This is a genomic window from Streptomyces sp. NBC_00012 (genome assembly GCF_045040875.1).
In the GTDB taxonomy this organism is placed as follows: domain Bacteria; phylum Actinomycetota; class Actinomycetes; order Streptomycetales; family Streptomycetaceae; genus Streptomyces.
Window position 1 is genome coordinate 1,658,806 of record NZ_CP108309.1, and the last position, 18,353, is coordinate 1,677,158.

Annotated in this window: 16 protein-coding genes; 9 read left to right on the forward strand and 7 right to left on the reverse strand. The window is 69.9% G+C overall.

Annotated features, from left to right (window positions below):
* Positions 1 to 73 precede the first annotated feature (73 nt).
* On the reverse strand, positions 74 to 1,549 hold the full coding sequence (locus OHA19_RS07715) for an amidase (protein ID WP_405718309.1): 1,476 nt from the start codon (positions 1,547 to 1,549) through the stop codon (positions 74 to 76).
* 248 nt (positions 1,550 to 1,797) lie between these two features.
* Here OHA19_RS07715 and OHA19_RS07720 point away from each other — a divergent pair, with 248 nt between their 5' ends.
* Entirely contained in the window at positions 1,798 to 2,472 is a 675-nt protein-coding gene (locus OHA19_RS07720; protein WP_405718306.1) for a hypothetical protein, read from the forward strand.
* Positions 2,469 to 3,491 carry a nucleotidyl transferase AbiEii/AbiGii toxin family protein gene (locus OHA19_RS07725; RefSeq protein WP_405718303.1) on the forward strand — a complete coding sequence of 341 codons (1,023 nt, stop codon included), beginning with the start codon at positions 2,469 to 2,471 and terminating at the stop codon, positions 3,489 to 3,491. Before OHA19_RS07720 ends, OHA19_RS07725 begins: the two co-directional genes overlap by 4 nt.
* Positions 3,492 to 3,547: 56 nt before the next feature.
* Here OHA19_RS07725 and OHA19_RS07730 read toward each other — a convergent pair whose 3' ends face one another.
* Positions 3,548 to 3,901, reverse strand: coding sequence for a hypothetical protein (locus tag OHA19_RS07730; protein WP_405718300.1), 354 nt, complete (start codon positions 3,899 to 3,901; stop codon positions 3,548 to 3,550).
* 204 nt (positions 3,902 to 4,105) lie between these two features.
* On the opposite strand from OHA19_RS07730, the gene OHA19_RS07735 reads away from it, so the two are divergent.
* Positions 4,106 to 4,882: a hypothetical protein gene (locus OHA19_RS07735; RefSeq protein ID WP_405718298.1), complete on the forward strand. Its 777-nt coding sequence runs from the start codon at positions 4,106 to 4,108 to the stop codon at positions 4,880 to 4,882.
* On the opposite strand, the gene OHA19_RS07740 is transcribed toward OHA19_RS07735, so the two are convergent.
* From OHA19_RS07740 to OHA19_RS07750, 3 genes are all read right to left on the reverse strand, one after another.
* The gene (locus tag OHA19_RS07740; protein ID WP_405749747.1) at positions 4,845 to 6,404 is read right to left on the reverse strand and encodes an NCS1 family nucleobase:cation symporter-1; all 1,560 of its coding nucleotides are present in this window, start codon (positions 6,402 to 6,404) and stop codon (positions 4,845 to 4,847) included. The two genes, OHA19_RS07735 and OHA19_RS07740, sit on opposite strands and share 38 nt — an antisense overlap.
* A gap of 151 nt (positions 6,405 to 6,555) precedes the next feature.
* Complete coding sequence (locus OHA19_RS07745; protein WP_405718292.1) at positions 6,556 to 7,557, reverse strand: TIGR03842 family LLM class F420-dependent oxidoreductase; 1,002 nt, start codon at positions 7,555 to 7,557, stop codon at positions 6,556 to 6,558.
* 11 nt (positions 7,558 to 7,568) lie between these two features.
* Positions 7,569 to 7,925, reverse strand: coding sequence for a hypothetical protein (locus tag OHA19_RS07750; RefSeq protein WP_405718289.1), 357 nt, complete (start codon positions 7,923 to 7,925; stop codon positions 7,569 to 7,571).
* A 428-nt stretch (positions 7,926 to 8,353) separates the two neighbouring features.
* Between OHA19_RS07750 and OHA19_RS07755 the strand changes: the two genes are divergently transcribed.
* The gene (locus tag OHA19_RS07755; protein WP_405718286.1) at positions 8,354 to 9,328 is read left to right on the forward strand and encodes an alpha/beta hydrolase; all 975 of its coding nucleotides are present in this window, start codon (positions 8,354 to 8,356) and stop codon (positions 9,326 to 9,328) included.
* 172 nt (positions 9,329 to 9,500) lie between these two features.
* Here OHA19_RS07755 and OHA19_RS07760 read toward each other — a convergent pair whose 3' ends face one another.
* Positions 9,501 to 10,337 (reverse strand): ribonuclease activity regulator RraA, encoded by an 837-nt coding sequence (locus OHA19_RS07760; protein ID WP_405718283.1) that lies wholly within the window; start codon positions 10,335 to 10,337, stop codon positions 9,501 to 9,503.
* Positions 10,338 to 10,446: 109 nt separating this feature from the next.
* Here OHA19_RS07760 and OHA19_RS07765 point away from each other — a divergent pair, with 109 nt between their 5' ends.
* The 5 genes from OHA19_RS07765 (at position 10,447) to OHA19_RS07785 (ending at position 17,173) form a co-directional block, all read left to right on the forward strand.
* Positions 10,447 to 11,664 carry an alpha-L-fucosidase gene (locus OHA19_RS07765; RefSeq protein ID WP_405718281.1) on the forward strand — a complete coding sequence of 406 codons (1,218 nt, stop codon included), beginning with the start codon at positions 10,447 to 10,449 and terminating at the stop codon, positions 11,662 to 11,664.
* Between the two features lie 359 nt (positions 11,665 to 12,023).
* Positions 12,024 to 13,268: an ABC transporter substrate-binding protein gene (locus tag OHA19_RS07770; RefSeq protein WP_405718278.1), complete on the forward strand. Its 1,245-nt coding sequence runs from the start codon at positions 12,024 to 12,026 to the stop codon at positions 13,266 to 13,268.
* Entirely contained in the window at positions 13,247 to 14,167 is a 921-nt protein-coding gene (locus OHA19_RS07775) for a carbohydrate ABC transporter permease (RefSeq protein WP_405718275.1), read from the forward strand. Before OHA19_RS07770 ends, OHA19_RS07775 begins: the two co-directional genes overlap by 22 nt.
* A 13-nt stretch (positions 14,168 to 14,180) precedes the next feature.
* Entirely contained in the window at positions 14,181 to 15,095 is a 915-nt protein-coding gene (locus OHA19_RS07780) for a carbohydrate ABC transporter permease (protein WP_405718272.1), read from the forward strand.
* A gap of 101 nt (positions 15,096 to 15,196) precedes the next feature.
* The gene (locus OHA19_RS07785) at positions 15,197 to 17,173 is read left to right on the forward strand and encodes a right-handed parallel beta-helix repeat-containing protein (RefSeq protein WP_405749749.1); all 1,977 of its coding nucleotides are present in this window, start codon (positions 15,197 to 15,199) and stop codon (positions 17,171 to 17,173) included.
* A 62-nt stretch (positions 17,174 to 17,235) separates the two neighbouring features.
* Here OHA19_RS07785 and OHA19_RS07790 read toward each other — a convergent pair whose 3' ends face one another.
* On the reverse strand, positions 17,236 to 18,078 hold the full coding sequence (locus OHA19_RS07790; protein ID WP_405749750.1) for an FCD domain-containing protein: 843 nt from the start codon (positions 18,076 to 18,078) through the stop codon (positions 17,236 to 17,238).
* Between the last annotated feature and the right edge of the window lie 275 nt (positions 18,079 to 18,353).

Below are 18,353 nucleotides of genomic sequence, written 5' to 3' on the forward strand. Positions count from 1 at the left end.
CTCAGGTGCGAGCGACAACGGGGAGGGACACCCCCCGGGCCCGGGGGCGGCCACGGGCGGGAACAGGAGGTGGTCAGCGCACCGGCCCCGGCCCGGACCGGGCGGGCGGGGCCGGGGGCCGGTGCTCGTACCAGCGCCGGTCGGCCTCCAGCTGGGCGGCGAGGGAGATCAGCCGTTCCTCGCTGCGGGACGGGCCGAGCAGCTGCGCTCCGACGGGCAGCCCGTCGGCGGTGAACCCGGCCGGTACGTTGATGCCGGGCCAGCCCAGTACGTTCCAGGGCCAGGCGTACGGGCATGCCTCGGTCATCGCCAGATCGGTGCGCCAGGCGCTCAGCCCGTCGAAGCGGCCGATCGGGGGCGGCGGCAGGGCGGTCGTCGGGGTGAGCAGTACGTCGTACCCGGCGGCGGCCCGGGACGGGCGGAAGAACCCGCCGATCCTGCGGTGCTGGCGCACCTCGCGCCCCCTGGCCGCCCGTACCGCCCGGCCGCCGAGCCGGGTGCCGGTGCGCAGTGCGCTGCGGGTACGCGGGTCGAGGAGCGCGGGGTCGGGGTGGCGGGCGGCGAGTTCGGCGATCCCGGCGGTGGCGCGGGGGACGAACCCGAGGCCGATCAGCCCGTACCGGGGCCTGGCTTCCTCGACGTCGTGGCCCAGGCGGGCGAGGGCCTCGGCCAGTTCGAGGACGGCCCGTCGCACATCGGGGTGGGGCGCGGAGCCGGTGAGGGTGAGCGGGGGGCGCCAGGCGAGGGCGATGCGCAGTCGGCCGGGGTCTCGGCGGGCGGCGGCCGCGGCGGCGACGGGCGGCGGCCGGTGCTGGTCGTCGGGGTGGGAACCGGCCACCGCGTCGAGCAGCAGCGCGGCGTCGGCGACGGTCCTGGCGAGCGGTCCGTTGACGGTCAGGCCCTGGAAGGCGTCGATGCGCGGGTGCCCGGAGATCCGGCCGCGCTGGGGTTTGATGCCGACGAGATGGGTCCAGGCCGCCGGGATGCGTACGGACCCCGCGCCGTCCGAGCCGAGCGCGGCGGGCACCAGACCGGCCGCGACGGCGGCGGCGGAGCCACCGGACGAGCCGCCGGGGGTGTGGCCGGTGTGCCACGGGTTGCGGGTGGCGCCGAAGGCGGGGCCCTCGGTGAACGGCCACTGGCCGAGCTCGCAGGAGTTGGTCTTCCCGACGATCACCGCCCCGGCCGCCCGCAGCCGGCGTACGGCCTCGCTGTCGGCGGTCGCGGCCGGAAGATCGCCGTCGCAGCCGAAGTGGGTCGGCAACCCGGCGACGTCCGTGTCGTCCTTGACGGCGACCGGTACGCCGAGCAGCGGCAGCCGCTCCCCCGCCGCGAGCCGGCGGTCGGCCTCGGCGGCCTCGGCGAGCGCGGCCTCGGCACGCAGGTGCCGGAAGGCGTTGAGGGTGCCCTGGCTCGCCTCGATGCGGCGCAGGGCTGCGGACACCTGCTCGGCCGAGGTGGTACGGCCCTCGGCCAGCTCCCGTGCGCTGTCGGCCAGCCCCGTCGGGCCGGCCGGTTCGGTGGTTTCCACCGCTTCCGTTGAGGACATGGGCTGACCGCCTTCCTCGTGTCGCGGGACACCTGCGCAGGGCCTGTGCGCAGCGCGCCTGTTACGCCCGAACGAACTTACCGGAGGGTAACGACGAATGAGCGGTCCGCTCAACCGTTCGGTGGAAACCGGCCGGGGCGCGTCTCGCGCGCGTTCCTGGGAACGCCCGGTCGCATCCGGGGGATGTCAGTGCCGCTTGCTACGTTCTGCGGCGGAAGAGAACGGCGAAAAGTACTGGTGGAGGGCGCGTGGAGGCGGAGTTCGAAGGCGAGTTCGAGACACATCTGACGGTGCGTCTCGATCCCCGCGCCGACGGTGGGACGGGAGGCGCGCGGGAGGCCGACCGGCTGGGGCGCTGGGCGGAACGCAACGGCCTGAAGCTCACCCGGATCCTCCTGGACCACGGTGCCACGCCCGACCAGCCCATGCTGACCGAACGGGGACGGGGTTCGCTCTCCACGCAGCGGGCCGCCGCCGGCCTCCGGTCGGCCGAGCTGCACGCTGCGGGCTTCCCCGTCATACGCGTGAAGATCGAGGCCGCTCCGTGGAACGAGGACATACCGCGGACGGCCGACGAGGCCGCCGCGCTCGCTCCCGACTGCCACTTCGAGCATCACGTCAAGCTGCTGCTGACCGGTGAGCCGCAGGTCGCTGTCGCACGGGCGGTGGCCGAGCGGCACCGCGCGCGGCTGTCGCGCAATGCCCGCCGCACCACCGGCCCCGGACGCCACGAGCGGTTCGTCACGCAGCGCTGCCACGGGGTGGGCCGTCCGGAGGCGAGGGCCGAGCTCGACGCGCTGCTGGGCGGGCTTGCCGCCGCCGGGCTCGAAGTGCTGGAGGTCGAGGAGGAGTTCGTGGTGCACGACGACCGTCCGGCGGTGGACGCCGGCTGGCTGGACGAGCGGGCCGGGGCCTCGCTGTGAGCGCGGACACCCGGCCCGTTCCCGGGGAACCGGCGTACGAGGACCCGTCGCTCGCGCCGCGCTGGCGGGCCGCCCGGCGCGCCGTCCAGGACCATCTGCTGCGCGTGATCGCCGAGTCGCCGTGGGGCGACGGTCTGGTCCTGCGCGGCAGCGTCCCGCTCCAGGCGTGGGTGGGCGCAGCCGCGCGGGAGCCGGGCGACCTGGACTGGATCGTGCTGGAGCCGTCGGACTGCTTCGTCGACGGCCTGGATCCCTACCCGTACGTCAACGGGCTGGAGGCCGTCCAGCAGTGGCCGGAGGCCGCGCACGGCGGGGCCTCTCCCGAGCTGTTGACGGACGGCGAGTGCCATGAAACCGGCGGCATCCGGCCGGTGCCGGCGCCGGAGGGGCTGCGCTGGATCGAGTCCGAGGAGTGGGAGCCGTCGGCCTCCCCCGCCGAGGAGGTCGTGGCCGCCCTGGCGGCCGGTCCGCCGCTCCCCGCGGGGATTCGTATCGATCCGCTCCGGGTGAAGTCGGACGGCACGTGGATGTACCGGGCGTACGAGACGCCCGGGGTGCGTGTCGTCGTCCCCTGGGAGGCAGACGGGCTGCCGCCGGGCGAATTGCGAATGGACTTCGCCCAGGACGAAAGGCTCCCCCGGGCCCCGCAGTGGACGGCCTGCCCGCGCGGTGACGGCGGGCCCCCGACGCCGGTCCGCACCGCGGGTCCGGGGCTCTCGCTCGCCTGGAAGCTGCTGTGGCTCGCCGAGGACCAGGAGGCGGAGGGTCGGTCGGGGGCCAAGGACCTGTACGACGCGGTGCTGCTCGCGGAGCACCACGCGACCCGTCTGTCGCCCCGCCTGCTGCGCACCGTGCTGGGACCGCACGCGCCGGGATTCACGCCCGGAGCGGTGCTGGACTGGTTGGTGGACTGGTCCGCGTTCCGCGCCGGACATCCGTGGGTGGAGGGCGGACCGGACCTTCTGCGGGAGCGGCTGGCCGCCGCGCTGCCCCGGCTGCTGGAGCGGAGCGTTCCGTAGCGCCGCAGCGGCCGCACCGGCGGACGTGCCGGTGCGGCCCACGCGTCCCGCACCGCCTACGGCTGGACGCTGATCTCGCCGATGCCGGTGCCGATACCGGCACAGTGCGCGGTGGACTGACCGGACTGTCCGGGATTGAGGGTGACGTGCTCGCCGTCCACGTCCGGGGACCAGCCGCAGACCAGGTGCACCCAGAAGGTCTGCGCCGTGCTGCCGTCGTTGCGGCACAGCGCGAAGCCCGTGTAGTCGTCGATCTCGTGCTTGCCGGTGTCGCAGGACAGGCCGGGCGGCGTCGCCACGGCCGGCAGGGCGGTCGCGGCAGTGGCGGGAACGGCGAGCGCGGTGGCCGCCCCGGCCACGACGGCTCCTCGGAGCACGGCCCTGGACACACTCCCCATCGACAGCTTCATGTACCTGTTCCTCCTCGCTGGTGGTGAACTCGGTGCGCCGACAACCGTCCCCCACCCTCCATGCCCCAAAACGAGGCAAAACCTCACACTGCGTATGCGTCGCCGGGGGTGCGCTCCGCCGCGCGACCGCATCCGCCCCGGCGTACGCTCGGAAGAATCGGATGGCACCTGAACAGGCCCTACGGGTACTACCAGGGAGGCGACGTGACCGGTCGACACAGCGGCACACGCCGGGCCGCCTGGGCGGCGGTCGTCGTGCTGGGAATCACCGGCGGCAGCGTCATGGGCGGCGGTGCGGCACGGGCGGACAACGGCATCGACAAGCTCTCCGCGCAGCAGATCGCGGACCGCTCCCGCGACGCCCTCCTGGGCGCCCGTTCCCTGCATCTGAGCGCCCGCGGCGAGCTGGGGAACAGCACCCCGCCGATGACGCTGGAGCTCACCCTGGACCGGGACGGCAACTGCGCCGGATCGGTGGATCTGGGCCACAGCCAGGGGTCGGTCCGGATCGTGAAGCGCGGCGACGACGTCTGGGTCAAGCCGGATGCGAACTTCTGGAAGAACCAGGTCCCCGGTGGTGGTTCGGCCTTCGCCGCGATCCTGAACGGGCGCTACATGAAGGGATCGGCGGACGACCCGCGGCTGCGCGATCTGTCGAACGGCTGTGACCTGGACACCTTCCGGAAGCTGGTCAGCGACAACGCGGACAACGACCGGGGGACGCTGAACAAGGGCCACAAGACCACGCTCGACGGGGCTCCGGTGGTGCCGCTGATCAGGATGCGGGACGGCCGGACACTGACCACGTACGTCGCCGCCACCGGCAAGCCGTACCCCCTGAGGATCACCGTTCAGGGCGACGGGGCGGACGCGGTCGTCGGCTTCTCGGCCTTCGACAAGCCGGTGCCCACGACCACGCCGCCGCCGGATCAGACGTACGACATCAGCGCCCTGCTGGGCCGTACGTCCGCGCCGGTGTGACGCCGGACCGCCCGCTGAGCGCCACGTACAGCACCAGCGACGAGGCGAGCCCGACCGCCCAGCCGTAGTCAGCGAGCGGTTTCAGGAACGGGATCAGGCCGTCGGCCGGGAACGGGCCCGCCCCGGGGGCGGAGTGGGAGCCCCCGATCGCGAGGACGCCGCCGAGCACGAACGCCACGACCGCCCGCCAGTTCCAGCCGTTCGTGTACCAGTAACGGCCGCCGGGGCGGTAGAGGTCGGCGAGGTCGAGCACGGTGCGGCGGACGATCCAGTAGTCGGCGATCAGGATGCCCGCGACCGTTCCGAGCAGTCCGCCGACCAGCCCGAGCCAGGTGAAGATGTACAGCTCGGGGGTCTCGGTGAGCTTCCACGGCATGATGAGGACGCCGACGACGCCCGTGATCAGCGCGCCCGTACGGAAGTTGATGAACCGGGGCGCGAGGTTCGCCAGGTCGTACGCGGGCGACACGACGTTGGCCGCGATGTTCACGGAGACCGTCGCGACGAGCACCGTCACCAGGGCGTAGAGCAGCCCGAAGACGTTGTCGGTCCGCGCCACGAGCTGGACCGGGTCCCAGATGGCTTCCCCGTACACCGCCTGCGATCCGGAGGTGACGAGGACGGAGAGCAGGGCGAAGAGCGTCATCGTGGTCGGCAGGCCGAGCGACTGGCCCCGGATCTGGGCACGTTGGCCGGCCCCGAAGCGGGTGAAGTCGGGGATGTTCAGCGAGAGCGTGGCCCAGAAGGCGATCATGCCCATCAGTGAGGGGAAGAAGACCGGCCAGAACTCCTTGCCCCAGCCGAGCTCGGAGGGCTGGTCGAGCAGTGGGCCGAGGCCTCCCGCCTTGACGGCGATCCAGACCAGCAGCACGACGGCGCCGACGATGACGAAGGGTGCCGCCCAGTTCTCGAACCGTCGCAGAGCGTCCATACCCCGGTAGATGATGGCGAGTTCGAGCGCCCAGAAGAGGACGAAGCAGAGCCAGAGCGTCCACGGCTGGCCGCCGATCTCGGACGCCTTCGCCCAGCCGCCGAAGATCTTCCCCAGCAGGGTGAAGATGCCGACGCCGCCGATCCAGGTCTGGATGCCGAACCAGGCACAGGCCACCGCGGCCCGGATCAGGGCGGGCAGATTGGCGCCGCGCAGTCCGAAGGAGGCGCGGGCCAGCACCGGGAAGGGGATGCCGTACTTGGGCCCGGCGTGCCCGGTGAGCAGCATGGGCCCGAGCACGATCAGGTTGGCCAGCGCGATGGTGAGCACGGCCTGTTTCCAGTCCATGCCGAGGGCCACCAGGCCGGAGGCGAGCAGCCAGGACGGAATGTTGTGGGCCATGCCCACCCAGAGCGCGGTGAAGTTGTACGTCGTCCAGCTGCGCCGTTCCAGCGGCACGGGCAACAGGTCCGCGTTGACGAACCGGCTGTCGGCGGGAACGGTGCCGGGGGCGAGTTCCACGCGGCCCGAGGAGTCGGGTATCGGGTCCTGCGGTGTAACGGATGGAACCGGTGGGACGGACGAAGTCATGGCGGCTGGACCCTTCGCTCGGGAACGGTGCCGTGCGGGGCGGGGCGCAAGATACGGGGGAAGCAGCGGTGCGGGGAGGGACGCGAGATACGAGGGAGGGGGAAGCAGCGGAGTGGGGAAGGGGTGCGGACAGCCTGCGGGGAGGGGCGGGTCAGTCGGACAACGCGGGGATGATCCGTGCGCCGTAGGCGTCGATCGTCGCCTCGCGCGCGTCGTGCATGTTGTAGAGCGCGAACTGGTCGACGCCCAGGTCGCGCAGGGCCCGCAGCTTCTCGATGTGCGCCTCGGCGGGACCCAGCAGGCAGAACCGGTCGACGATCTCGTCCGGCACGAAGGTGGTGTCGGGGTTTCCGGTCCGGCCGTGGTGGCTGTAGTCGTAGCCGGTCCGCCCGGCGATGTACTCGGTCAGGGCCTCGGGAACGAGCCCGGAGTGCGAGCCGTACCGGGAGACGAGGTCCGCGACGTGGTTGCCGACCATGCCGCCGAACCAGCGGCACTGCTCGCGGGCGTGGTCGAGGTCGTCGCTCACGTAGGCGGGGGCGGCCACGCAGATGGTCACGGAGTCCGGGTCGCGGCCCGCCTCGGCCGCCGCGTCCCGCACCGCCTTGATCATCCACTCGGTGAGGAACGGGTCGGCGAGCTGGAGGATGAAGCCGTCGGCCTTCTGTCCGGCGAGGGCGAGCGCCTTCGGGCCGTACGCGCCCATCCAGACGGGCAGTCTGCCGTCCTTCACCCAGGGGATCTGGACCGGTTGCCCGTCGACGGTCGCCTCCCGTCCTTCGGCGAGGTCACGGATGACGTCGATGGCCTCGCCGAGCCGGGCCAGCGTGTTGGGTCTGCGGCCGGCGACGCGCATCGCCGAGTCGCCCCGTCCGATGCCGCAGACGGTGCGGTTGCCGAACATGTCGTTGAGGGTGGCGAAGGTGGAGGCGGTCACCTCCCAGGTGCGGGTGCCGGGGTTGGTGACCATGGGGCCGACGACGAGGTGTTCGGTGTGTTCGAGGATCTGGCTGTAGATGACGAACGGTTCCTGCCAGAGCACCGTCGAGTCGAAGGTCCAGCCGTAGCGGAAACCGTTGCGTTCGGCGCGGCGCATCAGGCCGACGACGGCCGAGGCGGGCGGATCGGTCTGGAGGACGAGTCCGAAGTCCATGACGGGTGCTCCTAGTCCAGGTACTGACAGGTGGCTTGCGGGGTGTACGTGACGCGTCCGGCCCGGCGGGTCAACTTCCTTGCACCGGAGATGACTTCACCGCACGGGAGGACCGGTTCGGCTCGACCGGTGATCCACTTTCCCTCGTACGCCGAGCAGACGGCGTACGCGTGGTGGGTCTTCGCGGAGCCGGCCTGTTCGGCCGCCGGGGCGTGGCTGCCGACGTCGGCGGCCGGGGCGATGGTGCGCTTCTTCGGGGGCCGGACGTCCGGGCCGGGGAGACGCGGGCCGATGGTGCCGGTGATGTGGAGCTCGGGCAGCCCGGACGAGGGGGAACCGGTGTGCCGTCGTGGTCGCCCAGTGCGCATACCGCCCTCTCCCAAGCACCGTTCTTCAGGTACTCAAGCGCACGCCGGTAGCGGCTCCGGGGGCGCTGCCCTTGAGTGACGTGTCTGCAGATCCTTCCACATGAGGCCGCACCGAACCCTGTACAACGCCGCCTCGGACGCGAGTCGTGGGGGGACGATTCTGGACTGCTTTCCGGCCTTTGGGAAGAGGTCCCGGCGCGTACCCACTGATCGCCGGTGAGCATGGGCGGCACCGTGTCGGACGGGGCGAGACCGGGCGCGGGTTGCGCTTCACGGGCAGGCCAGGACGATGGAACGGGAGAGATGTGGCCGGGGGCGGGTCTTCACCCGGGGGCGGGTCTTCACCCGGGGACAGATCATCAGCCGTGGCCCGGTGCGGCCGCGGGAACAGAGGGCACGCCCGTGCCCGCTCGTGACATGGAGTGAACATGACCCAGCTGCCTCCGCCGATCACCCCCTGCCTCGAACCCGCCGCGAAGGAACTGGCCGAGGCGACCGGTCCGCACCCGCGGATCTACGAGGTCCCGCCCGAGAAGGGCCGGGAGATTCTTCTGGGCCTGCAGAGCGACCCGAGCGTGCCCCGACCCGATGTCGACGAGGAGTGGGCCGACGTGGACGCGGGCCGGTGGGGCACGGTCCGCACCCGCGTCATCCGGCCCCGGGGAGCCACCGGACCGCTGCCCGTGGTCTTCTTCATCCACGGTGCCGGGTGGGTCTTCGGCGACGACAGGACACACGACCGCCTCTTCCGCGAGCTGGCCGTCGGCGCCGGTGCGGCCGGTGTCTTTCCCGTCTACGACCGCGCACCGGAGGCGAAGTACCCCACTCAGGTCGAACAGAACTTCGCCGTCGGCCAGTGGGTCGCGGAACACGGCGCGGAACACGGACTGGACGTCACCCGGGTAGCGGTGGCCGGTGATTCGGTCGGCGGCTGCATGTCGACGGTGTTCGCGCTCATGAACAAGGAACGCGGTGGCCTCGGCCTCAAGGCGCAGGTCCTGCTCTACCCAGTGACCGACGCGGACTTCGACACCCCGTCCTACCTGCAGTTCGCCGAGGGCCACTACCTCACCCGCGACGGCATGAGGTGGTTCTGGGACGCCTACACCACCGACCCGGCCCAGCGGGCCGAGGCGCATGCCTCCCCGCTCCGGGCCTCACTGGAACAGCTCAGTGGACTGCCCACCACCCTCGTCATCACCGACGAGGCCGACGTCCTGCGCGACGAGGGCGAGAAGTACGCCAACAAACTCCGCGAGGCGGGCGTCGACGTCACCTGCGTCCGGGTCGCGGGCATGGTCCACGACTTTCTCCTCCTGGACAGCCTGCGCGACACCCGCGCCGCCCACGTGGCCCGCAAGCTCGCCGTGGACGCCCTCAGAACGGCGCTGCACGAAGGCTGAGACCGCAGCACGACGGCTGAGGGCAACAGCACGACCACTCAGGCAGCAGCACCCGCATCCGTTCGCGCGCTCCCCCGCCCCGTGCGACCCGGCGGGCCGGTTCGCCGAGCATGGCCGCCCGGCACCGTTCGCCGGAGCTGTGGTTCCGGGAGGCCAGCCGGCCCGCCGGGGCTCAGGTGGCGGCGGGCCGGCCGGCCAGGTACTCGGTCAGGCCCTCGCCGGTGAGCGGGTAGTAGTCGGAGAGCCGTCCTCCCTCGTCCAGACGGCGGCGGGCGAACTCCTCCCGGTCCTGATGCAGCAGGGAGTCCTCGGCGAGCGGGATCGCGTTCCGCTGGGGGACGACGACTGCGCCGTCCTCGTCGGCGACGATCAGGTCGCCGGGCGTCACCAGGGAGCCGCCGACACCGACGGGCACGTTGAACGCGGACGGGAACAGCTCGGTCTGCGAAGCGTAGTGCGGGGTGACTCCGGTGCACCAGATGGGCACACCGAGCGCGCGGACCCGGGCCGCGTCCCGCACCCGTCCGTCCACCACGATCCCGGCGCCGCCGCGCAGCTTGAAGTAGCGCACGAGCATGTCGCCGAGGCAGCCGGTGAAGTGGCTGCCTCGGGCCGACACCACGAGCACGTCGCCGGGCTGGATGGATTCGAGGACGCCCCACAGCGGGGTCTTGCGCTCGATGTCCTCCTGCTCCGCGCCGTTGAAGACGTCCTCGCGCTGCGGCAGGAACTCCAGCGTCACGGCACCGCCGGTGATCTTGACGTCCGGTTCGCGGTGCAGCGGCACCGGGCCGTCGATGAACGTCCGGGTGATGCCCATCTGATGCAGCTTCGCGCAGGCCGTCGCCGCGCTCACGTCCTTGAGGGCCTCCACCATCTGCGAGGTGGGTCGTACGTAGGACGAGGTGTGGACCGGCGCTCGCATCGACTCGTAGGTACGGGTCTCCTCCGCCTCCTTGACGCGGGTCGCCCCCGCCGACGGCGTTTCCTGATCCCCAATCGGGTTCATGCACTTGCCTCTCCGCGTGCTCGCCGCACGCAACGCCAGTGACATCATCGCCTATCGATGGTAGATAACAGCCAATCGATTAGTGATGTCAATGCGTCAGGAGCCTCCCGTGACCGATGCTTCCACCGATTCCGCCGATTCCCCTGTCCGCACCGGGTGGTTCGAGGCGTCACGCTTCGGGCTCTTCGTCCACTTCGGCCTGTACAGCCTGGCGGCGCGGCACGAGTGGGTGCGCAGCCGGGAGGCCATGTCGCAGCAGGAGTACGACCGTTACCTGTACCGGTTCGATCCCGATCTCTTCGATGCCCGGCAACTGGCCCGTACCGCACGGGAGTCCGGCATGCGCTACGCGGTTCTGACAGCGAAGCACCACGACGGTTTCTGCCTGTTCGACTCGGCTCTGTCGGACTACACCTCGGTGCGTGCGACCGGCCGTGACCTGGTGCGCGAGTTCGTCGAGGCCATGCGTGCCGAGGGGCTGCGGGTCGGCCTGTACTACTCGCTGCTCGACTGGCACCACCCCGACTTCACGGTCGACGAACACCACCCGCTGCGGGACACCGAGGCCCGGCGGGATCCTGGCGACATGGCGCGCTACCGGGCATACATGGAGGGGCAGCTGCGCGAACTCCTCACCGATTACGGTCCCATCGATCTGCTCTTCTTCGACTTCACATATCCGGAGAAGGGCCCACAGGAGTGGGGCGCGCAGCAACTTCATTCCCTGGCAAGAGAGTTGCAGCCCGGCATTCTCGTCAATGACAGGCTCGGGATACCGGGCGACTACGTGACTCCCGAGCAGTACCAGCCCGACCGGCCGCTGGAGCGCGGCGGCGAACGGGTGGTGTGGGAGGCCTGCCACACGCTCAAAGCCGAGGCGAGCACCTGGTGCTGGGCGCCGCACGAGCGTTTCGCGGCGGAGCGGGGCGACCTCGTGCCCGATCCGGACGAACCCTTTCTCGACCTGGGCGCCGCCGAGGTCGCCTCGCTGTTCGCCTGGACGGACCATGTCCTGGGGCCTCGTCTCGACCGGCGGATGCCGGGGCTACGGCGCCGGCTGCGCCGCGAGGTGGAGCGGCGGGTGCTACTGCCCTTCGAACGCCGCCGGGACTGGCGCTGGATCGGGGCGGACGGCGGCGCCAACAACTGGAACCCGTGGATCCATGGTGCCGTGCTCGCCGCCGCGCCGCTGCTCTGCGCTGACGACGCCCGGCGCGCCCGCCTCGTACAGCTGGTCGTTCATGGCCTCGACCACTATGTAGTCACGCTTCCCGACGACGGCGGGATCGACGAGGGCATCGCAAGGATCTCGACGACCCTCAGCTGACCGGGAGTTGGGGAGATCGCCTCATCCGGCTCACGCTCACGGTCCGCTCCCTGGGAACCCAAGGTCACTTAGTTGTGCGGTGGTTGCCCGCCGAGCGGTCGGCGGGACCGGAAGAACGAACTCAGAGGTTTGGCGCAGCACTCTTGAAGAAGCGGGATGCCACCCCTAGCATCAGCAATCGATAGACGATAGTCACGGAGACGAGGGCTCAGCCCCGCCTCCACCGCATCGCACCACCCCGCCGGGCGGCCCGCACCGCTGACCGCCCGCGACCCCCTCCCACTTACTGCTCCACCGGGAACTCTGCGGCTGAACACCAGCTATCGATTATTCACGACTACGCAACGGAGCGTGTCCCGATGAAAACAATGTGGCGTCGTACCTGCGGACTCGCCCTGGCTCCCCTGGTGATGGCATCGGCCGTCGCCTGTGGCAACGGGTCCGACCAGGCCTCGGAGGGCACGACCCTCCGCGTCATCGTGAACATCACGCCGAACCTGACGGAGAAGTACTGGAACGATCTCTTCGACGCCTACGAGAAGTCCCACCCCGGTGTCACGGTCAAGCTCGAACTGACCGGCACGATATCGGCGGACGCGAAGCTGAGGCAGGACCTGGCCGCGGGTGACCCGCCGGACGTCGCCCAGCAGATCACGCCGACCGCCGACACCGCGTCGCTCTTCGCCGACCTGTCCGACCAGCCCTGGACCGCCAAGACTCCGCTGGCCGACCAGTACGCCATCGACGGCAAGCACTACGTGGTCGGTGTGGGCGAGCAGATCCAGTCGCTCGTCTTCTACAACAAGGCCGCTTTCGAGAAGGCCGGGATCGACGCCACGAGCATCCGGACCATGGATCAGTTCACCGCGGCCATGGGCAGCTTGAAGGGTGCCGGGTACAAGCCGCTGCAGACCGCCGGGCAGTGGGTCACCGGCTCCCAGTTCTCGATGATGGCCGACGCGGGTGTGCTCACCGCCGACCCCGAGTGGACGGCCAAGCGCAACGACGGCAAGGCCTCCTTCGCCAAGAGCGGCTACCTGCCCTACCTGGAGCACTACAAGAGCTGGATCGACAAGGGCTACCTGGACAAGAGCGCGCTCGGTCTCACCTACGCGGACGGCCAGACGGCCTTCCTGAACGGCAAGTCCGCGATGTACATCATGGGTTCGTTCTTCGTGCCCGCCGCCGACGCCGCGAAGAAGAGCGACGACATCGGTGTGTTCACCATGCCGACCGACGGGGCCTACCCGTCCGGCCAGTTCGGCAACATCTCGAACCCGTACGTCGTGGTGAACAAGTCCCGCCACAAGGCCGAGGCGATCGAGTTCGTGAAGTGGGCGACCACCGACCCGAAGGCCATCCAGAGCCAGCTCGCCTCCGACGCCAATCTGCGCGAGGGCTTCACCTACCCGATGTCCAGCCTCGGTACGTCCGTGCAGAAGATCCTGGACAAGGCGCCGTCGGTGATCGTGAAGTCCGGTAAGAGCCAGCCGATCGCCGGGTTCAGCGATGAACTCAACAAGCAGATCCAGTCCCTGTACACGGGCTCGTCCTCCGCGGGCGCGGCCGACGGATTGGACAAGTGGTGGAACTCGCAGAACTGAACGCGGGGCTGAAGCGCCGGCGCCGGGCGAGACTGCGCGACTCGGCCGTCTCCCTCGGGATGATGGGCCCGGCCGTCCTGCTCTACACGGTGATGACGGTCGTGCCGGTGGGTGTCGCGGTGTATCTCAGCCTGACCGACTGGGACGGCTTCTCCACCGCCACGTTCACCGGGCTCGACAACTACAAGCACCTGTTCGACGATCCGAGTTCGTCGGACGCCTGGTACGTGACGGGTCTGATCGCCGCGGCCGGCACGGTCCTCATGGTGGGGCTGGGACTCGTGTACGCGCTGGCCCTCAAGGGCCGTTCGCGCACGAACTCCTTCTTCCGGGCCGTCGCCTACTTCCCGCACGTCATCAGCGCGCTGATCCTCGGCTATCTGTGGGCGGCGATCCTCGGCACCAACGGCGCCATCAACAACACGCTCGCCAAGTTCGGCATAGAACCGCTCGGCTTCCTCTTCGACGAGAAGTTCGCGCTGATCTCGCTGATCGCGGTGATCGTGTGGGCCGGATTCGGTTTCAACGTCGTCCTGTTCGTGGCCGCCCTGCAGACGGTGCCCGCCGAGCTGCTGGAGGCCGCGGCGATCGACGGCGCCTCCAAGCGCCAGATCAATCTGCGGATCGTGATCCCCATGATCGCTCCCGTGGTCACCGTGGCGACGGTGCTGAACCTGGTGGGGCTCATCCGGGCGTACGACATCGTGGTCAGCCTCACCGGCGGCGGGCCGGCCGGCTCGACACAGACCTTCACGTACCTCATTCTCGCCCGGTCCTTCGAGGGCACCAAGGTCGGGTACGCGACCGCGCAGGCAGTGTTCCTGATGGTGGTGTCCGCCGTGCTCGCCCTCCTCGTGACGGCGCTGCGCAACCGTCAAGACCAAGCTGCGACAGGTTAGTTAGGAGCCGGTGGTGGTCGTACTAGAGGCAGAGGTCCGCGACAGGCCGAAGGCTGCGCCGACCCGTGGTGGTGCCGCGTCGCGGCGTACGGAGCACAAGGAGCCGCGCTCGCCCGTGCGGTGGGCGCTGCTCGGCGCGCTCCTGGTCTTCATGATCGTGCCGATCTACCTGCTCGTCGTGAACGCGTTCAAGTCGCAGCAGGACATCCTCGACAACCCGTTCTCGATCCCCCTGAGCGGGCTGACCTTCGAGCACATGTCGGCGGCGATCAACAGCCCGCAGTTCAACGTCATCGGCGGCTACGGCTTCACGCTGTTCCTCGTCGTGGTCGTGGACGTGCTGTGCATCCTGCTCGCGGGCCCGGCCGCGTACGCGATCGCGCGCAGCCTCAAGCGGCGTACGCAGCTGGTGCTGCTGTACTTCCTGGCCGGCACGTTCATCCCGGGCGCCGCCGTGATCATCCCGGTGATCTATGTGCTGCGCGAGGTGGGCCTGGCCAATACCGTGACCGGGCTGGTCGCGCACGACGTGGCGTCCACACTGCCGGTGAGCATCTTCCTGTTCGTCGGCTTCATCCGCACCATCCCGGTGGACATCGACAACGCGGCGACGATCGACGGCGCGGGCCGGTACCGGACGTTCTGGTCCATCGTCTTCCCGCTGATGCGCCCTGCGGTCGTCACGGTGCTGATCCTCAACTCGATCGGGATCTGGAACGACTTCGTCTCGCCGCAGATCCTGCTCAGTCCGTCCTCCGGGCACTACACGGTCACGACGGCGATCTACGCCGGCATCAGCCAGTACTCGACCGACCTGACGAAGGTGTTCCCGAACCTGCTGCTCGCCGTCGCGCCCGTCGTCATCTTCTTCATCTACATGCAGCGCCACATCATCAGCGGTCTCACTGTCGGCGCGGTGAAGGGATGAGCCGCGGGAGCACGCGTCCCGGCAGAACGACCGGGCTCGAAGTGTCCCGTCCGAGAGAAAGCCGAAAGAAGAGAGAGGATCACGGAGTGCTGAGGAGATGGATGCCACGGTCCCGCAGGGGACCATGGTCCGCAGCCGCCCTGCTCGCCGCCCTGACCGTGGTGGTGGCCGGTCAGCCCGCCACCGCCCATCCGGTCAAGATCCGAGCGGGGAAGACGTACTACGTCTCACCGTCCGGCCAGGACATCGCCGGCGGCAGGAGCCCCAGGGCGCCGTTCCGCCACATCCAGAAGTGCGCCGACGTGATGGTGCCGGGCGATACGTGCCTGGTCATGTCCGGCACGTACGAGGAGACCGTGGTGCCGGCCCGGTCCGGCACCGCCGGACTGCCGATCACGTACCGCGCCGCCCCGGGGGCGGAGGTCACGGTGAGCGGGGCCTCCCGGATCGGCGGCTTCGAGCCGGTCACCGCCGCCGATGTCACCGAGATCGCCAAGTCCGACCCCTTCGCCGCCGACTCGCAGTTCAGCGACGCGGTGGCGGCCGGGCACATCTACAGCACCGGTGTCGACCTCGGCGCGGACGTGACCACCGTGCAGGTGTTCACCGACAAGAAGATGGGCATCGAGGCGCAGTGGCCGTACCCCGGCCTCGATCTGCTCGACCCCGAGCTCCGGTACGCCGGTGCGGGCAGCGCGGACGCCACCATCGCCGACGCGGACCTGACCCGCCCTGCGGGGTACTGGGACGGTGCGCGCGCCCTCACCGGCTACTGGTACATCTCGGCCACCACCACGGTGAAGAGCTCCGCCGCCGGCTCGGTGACGCTGGACGCGGCGCCGCCGTGCGTGCACAAGGTGGTGCCCAAGGAGACCCGGTACGCGCTGTCCGGGAAGATCGGTGAACTCGCCCGTCCCGGCGAGTGGTTCTACGACCCGGCCGCGAAGCGCCTGTACATGTACGGCACCGACGACCCGGACGCCCACACCGTCGAGGCCAAGCGGCGCGCCTTCGGCTTCGACCTGACGAACGCCAGTCACACGACGATCACGGACATCGGCCTGTTCGCCACCACGATCAGGACGGGTCCCTCCAGCACCGGCGTCACTCTGGACGGCATCAACGGCCGGTACCTGTCGCACTACACGAACATCACCCAGGGTGCGACGGACTGCGGCAGCACGGTGACACGGGGCGTCGGCGACACCGGCATCATCCTCGACGGCACCCACAACAAGATCGTGAACAGCGATCTGGCCTTCAGCGCCGGGAACGGCATCGCGCTCCGCGGACAGAACAACACGGCCACGGACAACGTGATCCACGACGTGGACTACATGGGCACCTACGCGGCGGGCATCGCCGTGCAGGGCAACAGCCAGACGGTCACGTACAACACGATCTCCCGCGTCGGCCGCAGCGGGATCAACCTCCAGTGGAACGAGGTGAGCGGCCTCGCCCCGGGCAAGGACCTGATCGCGTACAACGACATCTCCGGTTACGCCCGGCTGAGCCTGGACGTCGCCGCGATCTACACCTGTTGCAGCGCCTGGATGATGGGCACGTCCATCGACCACAACGTGCTGCACGACCCGGCGCCGGCCACGACCTCCACCACGTTCGGGATCTCCGGGATCTACGCGGACAACGGGCAGAGCGATCTGGTGATCGCGAACAATGTGGGCTGGGGCAACCGGGAGGGCACGGTGATGCTCAATGGCCTGGGCACCGGGTCGCACGACAACAGCGTCTACAACAACACCGGTGGAATGACGTTGTTCTACGTGAAGGAGCCGGGGCAGTCGACCGGTACCAGGATCTACAACAACATCGGCACGATCCGTGGCCTCGACGGCGCCACCGACGGTGGGCTCGTGCTCTCCAACAACCTTCCCACGGGCGTCGATCCGCTGTTCGTCGACGCGGCGACCCACGACTACCGGCTGACCGCCCGATCCCCCGCGCGCAATCAGGCGATTCCGCTGCCGGGGATCAATGACGGTTCCACGGACGCGACTCCGAGTCTGGGCGCCTTCCAGTACGGGGCACCCAAGTGGACCGCGGGCGCCCGCAGGTAGCCGGCGCGCGACACGGCCGTGGGCCCGGTCCGGGATTCCGGACCGGGCCCACGGCCGATCGGTCAATTCGACTCGGCGGCCGATTTCACGGCCGCCGTCTTCCTGGCCGTCGCCTTGCCGGCTGCCGTCTTGACGGCCGTCGTCTTCGCAGCTGCCGTCCTGCCGGACGCCGTCTTCTTCGTCGCGGCGGCCTTCTTGCGCGGCTTCTCGGCCCCCCTCGCGTCCGGGACGGGCCCGCGGCCGGCGGCGTGGTCGGCGAAGGCCTCGGCCGCCTTGTCGGGCTCCCCGGACCGCAACAGGCTGACGAGACGGCCGTGTTCCTCGGCCATCGCGCACCAGTCGCCCTCGAAGAGCGGGTCGGAGATGGCCCGAAGAGTGCGCAGGCTCGGCTCGATGACCTCCCACATCCGGGCCAGGAACGGATTGCCCGCGTACCGGCTGACCAGGGTGTGGAACTCTATGTCCGCGTCACGGAAGCCGCTGACGTCGTTCGCGGCGACCGCCTCGCGCATCCGCTCGACCAGTGCGTCGAGCCCGGCGAGCTGCTCCTCGGTGATGTGCTCGGTGGCGAGCCGAGCGGCCAGTCCCTCCAACGGCTCGCGGACCTGACGGGCGTACTCCGCGTCCTGCGAGGAGATCTCGACGACGAAGTGGCCGCGGCGCGGGACGTGCGTGAACAGGCCCTCACGGGCGAGCCGCTTGACCGCCTCGCGCACCGGGGCCTGGCTGACGCCGAGCCGCCGGGCGATCTCCGATTCGACCACGCGGTCGTTCGGCGCGAGTTCACCCTCGACGACGGCCTGGCGAAGCAGCTCGTACACCTGGTCCGAGATCAGGGTCTTGCGGAACCGGTCCTTGTTGGTGGCCAGCGTGGAGACGAATCCACCCGACGCATTAGATGCCATGAATACCCAATCCTGCACTGGGGCACGTCAGTTGCGACATAGTACGCGCCCGTCTTCTCCCGATGGAGTCACATCGGGGTTTCCAGCTGCCTGTCATCCGGCCATTCCCGTTCGACAACCTCATGGGCGGATCGGAACGTGCCATCGGGCTTCTCCGCGGAGGTGGGGACCGACTCCAAGGACTGTCCCGAAGGCGAGGTGAAGTCCGTCACTGTTCATCGCCTATCGATCATCGAGGGAATCGAAGCAGGGGCGTTCGAGCACTGTCAACCACG